Below are 12,859 nucleotides of genomic sequence, written 5' to 3'. Positions count from 1 at the left end.
CTGCGGCGCCGTTGTCGCAAAGGAGCGCAATCGCATGCCACACCACGTCGACCGCCGGCCATCTGGTCTGACTCGCCGACAACTCATCCGCTACTCGGCGGTGACCGCCGCGGGGGTGGCCGCCCTCTCGGCGTCCCACCCCGCCGCTGCCCGCGCCGTCGCTGGCGCTGAGACCGGCACCGGCGCCGCGACGCTCGACGGCTTCACGAACCCGACGATGGCCACGGCTCCGCGGTTCCGCTGGTGGTGGCCCAACGGTCAGGTGGACCTCGAGCAGATCGCGGCAGAGGTGCGCACCGCAGCGCGATCCGGCTTCGGCGGCCTCGAGATCTCCGACGTCCACCACAGCGTCAAGGGCGGGCTCGACATCGACAACTTCGGATGGGGCGGTGAGCACTGGATCGCCGCAGTCGAGACCGCCCTCGCCACCGCGGAGGAAGAGGGCATCGAGATCGATATCACCCTCGGGCCGTCATGGCCCGCGGCGACGCCGAACATCACGCCCCAGTCCGAGGCCGCGATCAAGGAGATCGCGCACGGATCGACGACGCTCGCCCCGGGCAGCGCGTTCTCGGGGCCGCTCCCCGAGCCCATCACTCCCCCGGAGCCAGGGGTGACCGAGCGCGCGCTCATCGGCGTGCACGCGCTCGAGATCGTCAGCGTCGGGAAGACGACCGTGCTGAAGCGCAGCAGCCTCGTCGACCTGACGGGCGACGTCGCGAACGAACGCCTCGAGTGGACGGCGCCCGCCACGGGCGGCTCCTGGGTGCTCCTCGCGTATTGGGAACGCGGGAGCGGTCAGCGCCCGGAGGGTGGCGACCACACGAACCCCACGTCGTACGTGGTCGATCATTTCAGCGCGACAGGCGCGCAGACGCTCATCGACTACTGGGAGACGAACCTCCTCACTGACCGCATCAAAGGACTGCTCGGGTCCGTCGGCGGCAGCTTCTTCGAGGATTCGCTCGAGATCGAGACGCACGCCACCATCTGGACGCCGAAGGCTCGCGAAGAGTTCCAGAAGCGCATGAGCTACGACGTCTTCCCGTTCCTGCCCGCACTCGTCGAGACGAAGGAGAAGTACCTCTACGACTTCGACGACGTCGTCACCACTCGCGTCCGAGACGATTTCAACCAGGTCATGAGCGAGCTGTACTCCGAGTACCACCTCATTCCGCTGCGGGATTGGGCGCACTCGTACGGACTCGAATACCGCGTGCAGGCATACGGCCTCGAGCAGGATTCCATCGAGCAGGCCGGCATCGTCGACATCCCGGAGACGGAGTCCCTCGGTGCGAAGAACGTCGACGACTACCGCGTGCTCGCAAGCGGGCGAGACATCGCTGGGCGCAAGCTGCTCAGTTGTGAATCGTCGGCCTACCTCAACAAGGCGTATCTCACGACGTGGCGCAACGAAGTGCTCTACACGCTCGCCGAGACCTTCTGCGGCGGAGTGAATCAGACGGTGCTGCACGGATACGCGTACGCGGCCGCACCGGGCGCCGCATGGCCAGGGTTCGCCGCCTTCTCCCCCTACAACGGCGGCGTCGGCTACTCCGAGGCATGGGGTCCGCGCATGCCCGTGTGGAAGCACCTCGACCGGGTCGCGGCAGCCATCTCGCGCACGCAGTGGGTACTCCAGCAGGGACGCCCCGTGTACGACATCGCGTTCTTCCGGCAGAAGGGCTGGGCGCAGACGGGCATCGGTGCGCCGTGGGCGACGGCTGCGGGCATCCCGATCGGGTGGTCGCACGGATTCCTGAACGAATCAGGACTCTTCCAAGAACTCTCGGTGCTCCAGGGCGGTCGCTTCGCGCCGGACGGCGGCAACTACCGCGCATTCATCCTCGACATCGACCGGTTCCGCGGCAACGAGGCGACGATGTCCGCGCGCGCCGGTGAGGCGTTGCTCGCCCTGGCTCAGTCGGGCTTCCCCATCGTCTTCTTCGGCAATTGGAGCGCACCTGCGTCGACCGGGTTCCGCGACGCCGCCACGAATCAGCGAGTCGTCGACATCATCGCCCAGATGCGCGCACTCCCGAATGTGGCCGATGCCGCGGGCAACGACGACATTCCGCTGGCCCTGGCCGCGCTGGGTGTGACCCGAACCGTCAGCCATGCCAGCTCGAGCGTGAAGCACGTGCACCGGGTTTCCGACGGCGTCGACTACTTCTACTTCGTCAACGCCAAGCACAATCCGGGCAAGGATAAGCTCGCGTACGTCGAGCAGGATGTCACCGTACTCGCCACCTCGGTTTCGCACGTGCCCTACGAACTCGACGCGTGGACGGGAGCGATCCGGCCGCTCGCGAAGTACACGCGAGACGGTGCGGCCATCACCGTGCATCTGCGTTTGCAACCGGCGCAGTCGACCGTCGTCGTGCTCGCGCCGCAGGGCTGGGCCGGAGCGACGACGCCCCGCGCGGTCGTCATCGAGACGAGTGGAGACGATGTGTCCGTGCGCGCTGACGGAGCGGTGTACCTCCACGCCTCGCAGGCGGGCCCTCATTCGGTGCGCTTCGCCGACGGCCGGCAGAAGCAGACGCTCGTGCCCGCCCTCCCGGACCCCATCGAGCTCGCCGAGTGGTCGCTCACGCTCGACGACTGGCAGCCCGCTGCGGACGGCGTCGCCACCGACCACGTCTCGCACCGCGTGGAGAGCGGTGCGCTCGGTGCTTGGACGCAATTGGGGTACGCCGACGTCGCCGGAATCGGGGACTATCGCACCACCTTCGCACTCGACGCGTCGTGGCGGCCCGGCTCGGGCGGTGTCCGCCTCTCCCTGGGGCAGGTACTCGACACCTTCCGCGTGTGGGTGAACAGCGTGCCGGTCGACCATGTGGATCTGAGTGATACGGAACTCGACATCTCCGACTACGTGCGCACCGGCCGCAACACGCTGCGCGTCGAGGTCGCGTCCCCGCTGATCAACCGTCTCAGGGTCGTCAATCCGGCTGTCTACGGCGTCGTCCCGTCGCAGGCCTACGGGCTCATGGGGCCGGTAACGGTCACGGCATTCGGGAAGGCGCGGGTGGCCTGAACATGCGCACGACAACCGTCACGACCAGAAAGAACAGCATGACCTCTCGCCCCGCCCTTCGCCGTGGAATGCCGGCCGCCCTCCTCGCTGCAGTGCTGATCGCAGCACCGTTGAGCGCGACGAGCGCAGCCGCCATCGATGCCACCATCACCGGAAGCGTGACCGAAGACGACGCCCCCGTCGGCCGCGTGGAGGTCTCTGCCTACCGATGGGATGGGGATCAGCAGTCCTACGTCTTCGAGCAGGCGACCGAGACGGGCTCCGACGGGTCCTGGGCGCTCGATTTCCTGCCGGATGGCGCCTACACGCTGCAGTACGATACGTCCGTCTCGAACGCCCGTTTCGCGCTCGGGGAGTCACTCGGCGGAAACTCCTCGTACGCGGACGATCGGCCCGCGTTCGAGATCACCGATGGGGTGAGCGATGCGGCACCGTTCGCGGAGCACGACCTCGAGCGGTGGGGCGGCGAGATCACTCTTTCGATCACCGAGGGCGGAGAGACGCTCATCGATCTCGATGATGCCGCCGCGCACGTGCGAGGCATCGATGTGAACGGCGCCCCGAGCGAGTCGCAGCGCGAATACGCCGACGAGGAGGGCGAGATCACGATTCCCCGGGTCCCGGCCGGAGGCTATGTGCCGTGGGTCGCCGCGCGAGGAGAGGCTGCCGCACCGGCGCCGCAGGATGCGCTGGTCTTCGCAGGCGCCTCCGTCGATTTCGGCTCGATCCCCCTGGGCACCGCGCCGGAAGGGGAGTTCGCTGCGGACCAACCGACCATCTCAGGAGAAGCGCGCTCGGGTGAAACGCTGACCGTTGTCGATCCCGCATTCGATCCGGATCCCGAGTCCGTCTCCCATCGTTGGAGCGCCGGGGAGAGGGCGCTCGAGAGCACCAGCACCAGCCTTGACCTGACCGATGAGCTCGTGGGCGAATCTGTGACGGCATGGGTATTCGCGCACGGAACGGGAACCTCCCCCTTCGTCTCGTTGGTGACCTCGGATGCGGTGCTCGCAGCGGACGCGGATCCGGATGCCGCTGCCGCAGCTGGCGGAGCAGGATCCGGATCCGATGCCGCCGGATCGAGCGCCGCCGACGGCGCCGATGCTGGGGGCGCGAGCTCCGGGGACGCAGACGCTTCGGCATCCGACGCCGCGGGCGATGCGTCGGGCGCCGCCGCGGGAACGCAGGCGGAGGCGGCAAGCGATGCGGACGCCGCGTCGGGCGGCGCCGGTGAACCGGGAGACGGATCATTGCCCGTCACGGGGGCCGGAATCGCCGGGCTCGTCGCACTCGCGGCAGCGCTGCTCGCTGCGGGCGGCATCCTCGTCGCGCGCCGTCGTCAGCAGCTCGGCACCGAGTGAGGATCGCGGGCGGCATGCGTCATGCCGCCCGCGGCCCTCGGTGGCGCCCACGGACGCGAGCCGGTACCCTGGCCCCTATGCCCGAGCGGATCCACTCGCTCCCCCAGATGAAAGTTTGCATGACGACCTCCGCACCTCCGCTAGACAGCTCGAACGGCACTGCTTCGGCAGAGTCCGCCGAACCTGAATACGTGACCAGTCCACGGCGCGAGCATGTGCCGGACGCTGAGATGCCGAACGCCCCGGCCGCTTCGCGAGCTCGACGCACCCGTCTCTCCCGCGGTGCGGCAGCGGTCAGCGTGTGCGGGCTGGTCGCCACGTTCGCGCTGCCGCTGATGCAGGAGTCGGGAACTGCCGACGCTGCGGCTGTGCAGCAGCGACTGTTCTCAGAGGTGTCCGTCGACGACCTGCCGTCGTCGCTCGCAGAGATCGATGTCGTCGACACCGACGCGCCCTCTTCGATCGGCTACTCGTTCCGGGCGCGCTCCGTCGTGAACTATCCGTTCGCGACCCCCGTGGCGCTCACCGACCCGTTCGGATATCGCACGGCGCCGGTCGAGCAGTTCCACGACGCACAGGATTTCGCGGCTGGCGCGGGCACGGAGATCCTCGCGATCGCCGATGGAGTCGTCTCGGAAGCCGGCGACGCCACGGACGGATGCGGTTTCGCGCTCACGATCGATCACGAGATCGACGGAAAGGACGTGACGAGCCGCTACTGCCACATGCAGTCCGGCTCCCACTCCTGGAAGGTCGGCGATCGAATCGAGATGGGCGAGCCCGCAGGGCGGGTCGGTTCCACGGGTATCTCGTTCGGAGCTCATCTCCACCTCGCGCTGCGCGTCGAGGATGCGCCGGTGGATCCGATGCCGTTCCTCGCGAAGTACTACCGCACCGACCGCGATGCGTCACCGGTTCCCGCCCGAACGCCGGATCGGGAAGAGCCACCCTCGAGTTAGACGGGCACTCCCGCGCAGCGCTCCCCCGTGCACGCCTGTATCAGGCGCCAGAGGCTGACGACGTGGCGCGAGCCCAATCGTCGAGTTTCGCAGCCGCTTTCCCCGAGTCGATCGCCTCTGCGGCTACGACGAGCTTCTCGCCCAAGCGCTCGAGCAGCGCGCGTTCCGCCGTCTCGGGGCGCTGCGCGAGATCGAACGCGACGAGACCCGCCGCCGCATTGAGCAGCACGATGTCTCGAATCGGCCCGGACTCGCCGGCGAGGACGCGGCGGACCACCTCGGCGTTCTCATCGGGCGAGCCCCCGACGAGGTCGCTGATCTGAGCGCGCGGGAGCCCGAGATCACGTGGATCGATGTCATGCTCGGTCAGCCCGCCCCGGCTCACCTCCCAGAGTCGCGAGTGGCCCGTCGTCGTCAGTTCGTCGAGCCCGTCATCGCCCCGGAACACGAGCGCTGAAGCACCTCGCAGTCGGAAGACGCCGACGAAGATCGGGATGCGGTCGATGTCGGCCACGCCGACCGCCGATGCTTCTGGCCTCACCGGATTGCAGAGCGGGCCGAGGAAGTTGAAGACCGTCGGGATCCCGAGTTCCTTACGGGCTGCTCCGACATGGCGGAACCCCGGGAGGAACCTCGCCGCGTGCACGAACGCGATCCCTGACGCCTCGAAGGCGCGCGAGAGCTGCGGCCCGTCGAGAGCCAGATCGATGCCGAGCGCGCTCAACACATCCGAGGAGCCGGAGAGGCTGCTCGCCGCCTTGTTGCCGTGCTTCACCACCGGCGCACCGGCCGCGGCGGCGGTGATCGATGCCATCGTCGAGATGTTCACCGTACCGAAGCGATCTCCGCCTGTGCCGACGATGTCCAGTGACATGGCGGGCAGATCCAGCGGGAGCGCTTCCGCGAGAATCGCGTCGCGGAACCCGATGACCTCATCGACGGTGACGCCCTTCGATCGCAGCGCCACGAGGAACGCACCGATCTGCGCGCCGCTCGCGTCTCCCGTCATGAACCGGGACATCGCCCATTCGGCTTGCGAGACGCTGAGATCATCCCCTTCGAGAAGGGTGGTGAGTACGGTCGGCCAAGTCCGTTCGTCGATCATGCGTCGATTCTATCGACGGCTGGAAACCCGCGAGATCACGCCACTTCATCCGATGAATGAGGGCTTCGCGGTGCGATCCGTCGGCCACCGGAGACGGTAGGCTACCGGTGAACGATGCAGAAAGTTCGGCTCGCCGTGCCCGGGTGAAAATCCACACCTGACTTTCAGCCATAATGGAAGGGTGACAACGACCACTATGAATACCAAGTCAGCCGTGCCTGCGGTGAAGCGACCGAATCTCGTCGCCGTCGGCACGATCGTGTGGCTCGGCAGCGAGGTCATGTTCTTCGCGGGCCTCTTCGCGATTTACTTCACGCTGCGGGCGATGAACCCCGAATTGTGGGCCGAGCAGACCGAGAAGCACAACTTCACGTTCGCGCTGATCAATACGCTCATTCTGGTCGCATCGTCATTCACCGCACAGGCGGGTGTCTTCGCGGCCGAGCGCATGCAGCCGCGCGCCACCGGCGCCAGCATGAAGAAGTGGGGAACCGTCGAGTGGTTCTACCTGACGTTCTTCATGGGAGCCATCTTCGTCGCCGGCCAGGCGTACGAGTACGCGACCTTCGTGTCGGAGGGCATCACCCTGGCCTCCGATCCCTATGGCTCGGCGTTCTACATGACCACCGGTTTCCACGGCATTCACGTGTCCCTGGGCCTCGTCGCCTTCCTGCTGGTCATCGGTCGCATCTACGCCGTCAAGAACTTCACGCATAAAGAAGAGACCACCGCAGTCGTCGTGTCCTACTACTGGCACTTCGTCGACATCGTGTGGATCATCCTCTTCATCGTCATCTACGTCCTCAAATAGGGTCAGGAGCAATCGACATCATGGCTCGCGCCAAGAAGAATCTTCGCAAGTCCGGCCGCAGGCACCCGCTCGCGACGGCCGCACTCGTCGCCGTCGGCTTGCTCGTGACCGGCGCAGCGTACGCCGGTTTCAGCCAGACCTCCGCCACGGCAGAGGTCGACCTCACCTCCCCCGCGACGATCGAAGCGGGCGAGAAGCTGTTCGGCGCCAACTGCGCCACGTGCCACGGAGCAGCCGCAGAGGGCACTCCCGATGGCCCCACACTCATCGGTGTGGGAGCAGCGTCCGTCAACTTCCAGGTCGGCACGGGACGCATGCCCCTCGCCTTCCAGGGGCCGCAGGGCATGGTGAAGCCCCAGCAGTTCACCGAGGAGCAGACGCTGCAGATGGCGGCGTACGTCGCCTCGCTCGCTCCCGGACCCGGGCTTCCCGAGACGCGCTACCTGCAGGCGGACAGCGACGACGAGGGAGTAGCCAACGGCGCTGAGCTCTTCCGCATCAACTGCGCGATGTGCCACAACGTGGCAGCTGCCGGCGGCGCGCTCACCGAGGGCAAATTCGCTCCGAAGCTGACCGGTGTCGCTCCGACGCACATCTACGAAGCCATGATCACCGGACCGCAGAACATGCCGGTGTTCAACGACGCGAACATCACCCCGCAGGAGAAGGCCGACATCATCTCGTACTTGAAGTACATCGAGAATCAGCCGGCGGTCGGCGGCCTCACCCTCGGATCGATCGGCCCCGTCGCCGAAGGTCTGTTCATCTGGGTGATCGGCCTGGGAGCCGTCATCGGCCTCACGGTCTGGGTCACCGCGAAGTCGAACTAGTCGACAACGCGTCACAGTTTTCATGAGTCAGGAGTCAAGGAGCAACATGGCAGAGGAAGCGAAGAACAACGGCGGCGAGCACGCCGTTGTCGTTGCCGCCGGCCACGGCTCGGCCGAGGCAGCCGCAGGTACCGCGGTCATCCCGTCCGACGCCGTGCAGAATCCGGGCCTTCCCCCGCACCGCAAGCGTGTTACGGATCTCGATCCGAAGAAGGAGAAGCGCGCTGAACGCACGGTGTACAGCCTCTTCTACCTGTCGATCGCGGGCAGCCTCGGCGCCGTGCTCGCCTACATGTTCTTCCCGATCGAAACGGGCGAACTGATGGCGATCCGCCTGCACACGATGTTCGTCGGCCTCGGCATGGCTCTCGCCCTGCTCGCCGTCGGCATCGGCGCAGTGCACTGGGGCAAGGCGATCATGGCGGACCACGAGTCCATCGATTACCGCCACCCGACCCCGAGCGACGCGCCGACCCGCGAGGGCTCGGCCGAGGTCTTCAAGCTCGCTGATGAGGAGTCGGGCTTCTCCCGGCGCTCGCTCGTGCGCAACAGCCTCATCGGAGCGCTCATCGCATTCCCGCTGCCCGGCATCACGCTCCTGCGCGGTCTCGGACCGCAGGATCGCGATCCCGTCGAACTCGCGCACCACACGATGTGGGCCGAGGGCGTGCGACTCGCACGCGATCCTTCCGGCGTCCCCATCAAGGCCAGCGAAGTGACCATCGGCTCGGCATTCCACGTGATCCCCGAGACGTTGAATCACGAGGATTTCGAGAAGATGACCCTCGATGAGCGCGGTGGCAGCGTCCACCTGCTCGACGCCAAGGCGAAGGCCATCGTGCTGCTCATGCGCTTGAACCAGGAAGATCTCCGCGAACTTCCGGAGCGCAAGGACTGGTCGTACGACGGCATCGTCGCGTACTCAAAGGTCTGCACGCACGTCGGCTGCCCCGTCGCGCTCTACGAGCAGCACACCCACCATCTCCTGTGCCCCTGCCACCAGTCGCAGTTCGATGTCTCGGAGCACGCGAAGGTGATCTTCGGACCGGCGAAGCGTCCGTTGCCGCAGCTGCCGATCACTGTCGACGACGAGGGATACCTCGTCGCTCAGAGTGATTTCCATGAACCCGTCGGCCCGAGCTTTTGGGAGCGCCTCAAGTGAGCAGCACCGTCACCGAATCCCCCGCGTCGAGCCAGCAGGCTCAGAACGGATCGAGCCGCTTCACGGCCGCCGCCGCGAACTACATCGACGAGCGCACCAAGATCGGCGTCGCCGTCAAGGAGTTCGGCCGCAAGGTCTTCCCCGACCACTGGTCCTTCCTTCTCGGTGAAGTCGCGCTCTACAGCTTCGTCGTCATCCTCCTCTCCGGAACCTTCCTGACGCTCTTCTTCCAGGCGTCAATGGTGGAGACCCATTACACGGGCCCCTACGTTCCGATGAAGGGCGTCGAGATGTCGGTGGCCATGGCCTCGACCCTCGACATCTCCTTCTCGGTGCGCGGCGGGCTGCTCATGCGCCACGTGCACCACTGGGCGGCGCTGCTCTTCGTAGCCTCCATCGGCCTGCACATGCTCCGCATCTTCTTCACGGGCGCATTCCGCAAGCCGCGCGAGCTCAACTGGGTGATCGGCTTCGTGCTGTTCATCCTCGCCATGGCTGAGGGCTTCACCGGATACTCGCTCCCCGACGATGTGCTCTCGGGCAACGGCCTCCGCATCATCGACGGCATCATCAAGGCGATCCCCGTCATCGGAACGTACCTCTCCTTCTTCTTCTTCGGTGGAGAGTTCCCGGGCACTGCGATCGTCGGACGCCTGTACATGCTCCACATCATGGTGCTGCCGGCGTTGGTGATCCTCTTCATCGCTCTGCACCTCGCGTTCGTGGTCATCCACAAGCACACGCAGTACCCTGGCCCGGGCAAGACGCAGCAGAACGTCGTCGGCTTCCCGGTCCTCCCCGTGTACGCGGCGAAGGCCGGCGGCTTCTTCTTCATCGTGTTCGGTGTGATCGTGCTGATCGCCTCCTTGGTAGGCATCAACCCGATCTGGAACTACGGTCCGTACGACCCATCCCCGGTGTCGGCCGGTACCCAGCCCGACTGGTACATCGGATTCGCGGACGGCATGCTCCGTCTGATTCCGCCGGGGCTCGAGACCGAGTGGTTCGGGTACACCTGGTCTTGGAACATGCTCCTCCCCCTCGGCATCATCGGGATCTTCATCGTTCTCGTCATGGTGTACCCCTTCATCGAGGCCTGGGTGACGGGCGACAAGCGCGAGCACCACATCCTCGACCGTCCCCGCAACGCACCGACCCGCACCGCCATCGGCGCTGCCGGCGTGACGTTCTACGCGGTGATGTGGGCAGGAGCCAGCTCCGACCTCATGGCGACCCACTTCCAGCTGTCGATGGAAGGCGTGATCCACGGCCTCCAGGCGCTGCTGATCCTCGGGCCGATCATCGCCTACCAGGTGACGAAGCGCACATGCATCGCGCTCCAGAAGAAGGACCGCTCGATCGCATTGCACGGGTACGAGTCCGGTCGCATCGTGCGCATGCCCGGCGGCGAGTTCGTCGAGGTACACAAGCCGCTCGACGAGTACGAGTCGTGGCAGCTCGTCAGCTACCACGACTACGCACCGATGATGCTCCGCCCGAACGACGACGGCCGCATCCCGTTCTCGAAGCGACTCCGTGCAGGGTTCAGCCGCTGGTTCTTCGAGGACCGCATCGTTCCGCCGAGCAAGGGTGAGATCGAGCAGGGTCACCACGAGGGCCACTAGCCCTCGCACGACCCAGCGGAGGGCTCCCCTCTGAACACACCCCGGGTGTTGGACCGCAGTTCTGGTCCGACACCCGGGGTGTGTTCGTCGTACCGGCCGTCGCGCGCTCAGGCGCGAGCCCCCCCCTCCGGCGAAGTGTGACGTCATCAACGAACCTTCCAAAGATCCTGAGTTCCTCGCAGCACCGGGCAGTGGGTTGCGGAGTGCGATGCGGTGCGCCGCTTGGCACTCGGACCAGTGCACGCGCGTCACCGACACCGGACCGACACCGGGCAGTTCCACCCCTCCCAGACCCCTTGCACACCCGGGGAGACAGGCGCGGCCCGCCGCTCACCCGGCCTGTTTCAGCTGGCTGCCGCTCACCGACCGGCGCGAAGCCTCGACAGCGGCGCTCAGTAGACTCCGTCGGCGCTTGCCGCGCTCAGCGGACTCCGTCGGCGCTTGTCGCGCTCAGCGCACGTCGGGGCGGTGCGTACCCGAGTCGTCGTGCATCGGCATCCCGGGAGTACCCCCCCCCCCGGGTGTCAGCCGCCGACCATGGAGCCGACGACGGGGCGCCGGCCGATCTGAGCAAGACGCAGACCGTGCCGATGCATGGGGTCGCGCCGGGAGGTCAGCGCAGGGTCAGCGCATGATCGATGAGGGAAGTGCTTGCGAGGCCGTAGTCGCGCACGAATCGTTCCATGCCGAGCCCATTGCGTAGCGGCACGAGAAGAGACAGCAGATCGTCCCGGAGTTCGGGGATGGCTACAGCAGAGATCGCCTGCAGCACGGCGCGCTGTGCGCTCGTGCGAAAGTCTCCGGAGGTGAGAGGCTCGCTGCCGTGCAGTTGCAGTTGGTCGGTCGCCGCAGAGTCATCTGGGTGCGTACGCACGATGTGTGCGGCGGCGGCGCAGGTCTCGACGAAGAGCGCATGTTTGTTGGGAAAGTTCGCGTAGACGTGTGGCTGCGGAACTCCCGCTCGTGCTGCAATGGCAGCGGTCGAGGCCCCGTGAAAGCCGAAGAGGCCGAACTCGGTGAGTCCGGCCTCAATCAGGCGTTCGCGGTTCTCGCCGGGCTTTCTCCGAGCACGACGTTGGTTCACGATTACCCGAGTTCGAGAATCTTGCGGTAGTGCTCGCCCACCGCTTCAAAACCACGATGGTTGTAGAACGAGCCGAAACGGGCGGTGGAGGCGGACAGCTGTCGCACGCCACGACCCATGCAATAGTGCTCGTTCGCCTGCATCAGGCGATCACCGACGCCGTGGCCTCGCGCGCCCTCGTCGACGACGATCTCTTGGAGGTGCGCGGTCAGTCCGGGTGCATGCAGCAGGCGAGAGACCGTCATCAGCGAGTAACCGACGACCGTGTCGTCGAGTTCAGCGATGAAGAGCACGTTCGCCTCTTGATCGCGGTGCCGCAGCACGTTGTCGTAGGCGACCGAGAACTCGTCACGTCCGATCGGTTCGCGGCCAGTCGTGAACTGGCGCGCGAGTCCGAAGACTGCCGTGTCGTCGTCGCTTCGACCCCGCCGAATGATGATGCTCACACCGAACCGTCCTTAGCGGGCGAAGTTGCCGCGGTAGTACTCGTACACCCATCCGACGACCGCGACGAGCACGATCGGCAGCGACAGGAAGGAGAGCCAGAAGTTGAAGCCGACGCACAGGCCGAGAATCACCATTGCGGCTCCGAACGCCAGCACGATGGGCCACCAGCTCCAGGGGCTGAACTCGCCGAGCTCCGGACCCCCGTCGTCGATGTCGGAATCGTCGCGGTCTTCCACCAGCACACCGCCCTGCTTGCGCTGAACGAGCATCAGATAGGACGCGATGAAGCCCGTCAGCCCACCCGACAGGAGGATCGCGGTCGACCCCGCCCACTCCGGGTAGCCGTGCGCCAGCATGTTCCACACGGTGTACACCGTGGCCAGAACGACCAGGTAGACCGTCAAAATCCAGAAGATGACGATATTGGATTTCATA

Annotated in this window: 11 protein-coding genes; 7 read left to right on the top strand and 4 right to left on the bottom strand. The window is 66.2% G+C overall.

What is annotated here, in order from left to right:
• Positions 1 to 34 precede the first annotated feature (34 nt).
• The 3 genes from JE033_RS00705 (at position 35) to JE033_RS00695 (ending at position 5,360) form a co-directional block, all read left to right on the top strand.
• On the top strand, positions 35 to 3,040 hold the full coding sequence (locus JE033_RS00705) for a glycosyl hydrolase (RefSeq protein ID WP_200328791.1): 3,006 nt from the start codon (positions 35 to 37) through the stop codon (positions 3,038 to 3,040).
• 38 nt (positions 3,041 to 3,078) lie between these two features.
• On the top strand, positions 3,079 to 4,401 hold the full coding sequence (locus JE033_RS00700; protein ID WP_200328789.1) for a carboxypeptidase-like regulatory domain-containing protein: 1,323 nt from the start codon (positions 3,079 to 3,081) through the stop codon (positions 4,399 to 4,401).
• Between the two features lie 191 nt (positions 4,402 to 4,592).
• Complete coding sequence (locus JE033_RS00695) at positions 4,593 to 5,360, top strand: M23 family metallopeptidase (RefSeq protein ID WP_370567875.1); 768 nt, start codon at positions 4,593 to 4,595, stop codon at positions 5,358 to 5,360.
• Between the two features lie 40 nt (positions 5,361 to 5,400).
• Here the strand turns inward: JE033_RS00695 and trpD are convergent, their stop codons facing one another.
• Complete coding sequence (gene trpD / locus JE033_RS00690) at positions 5,401 to 6,465, bottom strand: anthranilate phosphoribosyltransferase (protein ID WP_200328785.1); 1,065 nt, start codon at positions 6,463 to 6,465, stop codon at positions 5,401 to 5,403.
• A gap of 196 nt (positions 6,466 to 6,661) precedes the next feature.
• Between trpD and JE033_RS00685 the strand changes: the two genes are divergently transcribed.
• Genes JE033_RS00685 through JE033_RS00670 form a run of 4 tightly spaced genes read left to right on the top strand, consistent with a single transcriptional unit; the run spans position 6,662 to position 10,893 of the window.
• Positions 6,662 to 7,276 (top strand): heme-copper oxidase subunit III, encoded by a 615-nt coding sequence (locus tag JE033_RS00685; protein WP_090149051.1) that lies wholly within the window; start codon positions 6,662 to 6,664, stop codon positions 7,274 to 7,276.
• Positions 7,277 to 7,296: 20 nt separating this feature from the next.
• The gene (locus tag JE033_RS00680; RefSeq protein ID WP_090149053.1) at positions 7,297 to 8,106 is read left to right on the top strand and encodes a c-type cytochrome; all 810 of its coding nucleotides are present in this window, start codon (positions 7,297 to 7,299) and stop codon (positions 8,104 to 8,106) included.
• A gap of 46 nt (positions 8,107 to 8,152) precedes the next feature.
• Complete coding sequence (locus tag JE033_RS00675) at positions 8,153 to 9,268, top strand: ubiquinol-cytochrome c reductase iron-sulfur subunit (protein ID WP_090149056.1); 1,116 nt, start codon at positions 8,153 to 8,155, stop codon at positions 9,266 to 9,268.
• Complete coding sequence (locus JE033_RS00670) at positions 9,265 to 10,893, top strand: cytochrome bc complex cytochrome b subunit (RefSeq protein ID WP_090149058.1); 1,629 nt, start codon at positions 9,265 to 9,267, stop codon at positions 10,891 to 10,893. Before JE033_RS00675 ends, JE033_RS00670 begins: the two co-directional genes overlap by 4 nt.
• 613 nt (positions 10,894 to 11,506) lie before the next feature.
• On the opposite strand, the gene JE033_RS00665 is transcribed toward JE033_RS00670, so the two are convergent.
• Genes JE033_RS00665 through JE033_RS00655 form a run of 3 tightly spaced genes read right to left on the bottom strand, consistent with a single transcriptional unit; the run spans position 11,507 to position 12,858 of the window.
• Positions 11,507 to 11,977, bottom strand: a complete 471-nt coding sequence (locus JE033_RS00665; RefSeq protein WP_200328783.1) for a TetR/AcrR family transcriptional regulator — start codon at positions 11,975 to 11,977, stop codon at positions 11,507 to 11,509.
• A gap of 2 nt (positions 11,978 to 11,979) precedes the next feature.
• Positions 11,980 to 12,423 (bottom strand): GNAT family N-acetyltransferase, encoded by a 444-nt coding sequence (locus JE033_RS00660; RefSeq protein ID WP_200328780.1) that lies wholly within the window; start codon positions 12,421 to 12,423, stop codon positions 11,980 to 11,982.
• Between the two features lie 12 nt (positions 12,424 to 12,435).
• Positions 12,436 to 12,858: a cytochrome c oxidase subunit 4 gene (locus JE033_RS00655; RefSeq protein WP_200328778.1), complete on the bottom strand. Its 423-nt coding sequence runs from the start codon at positions 12,856 to 12,858 to the stop codon at positions 12,436 to 12,438.
• Between the last annotated feature and the right edge of the window lies 1 nt (position 12,859).

It is taken from the genome of Leucobacter sp. L43 (assembly GCF_016597785.1).
GTDB classification, from domain to species: domain Bacteria; phylum Actinomycetota; class Actinomycetes; order Actinomycetales; family Microbacteriaceae; genus Leucobacter; species Leucobacter alluvii.
The sequence above is the reverse complement of the archived record's forward strand: the minus strand, read 5'-3'. Positions and strand labels throughout refer to the sequence as shown.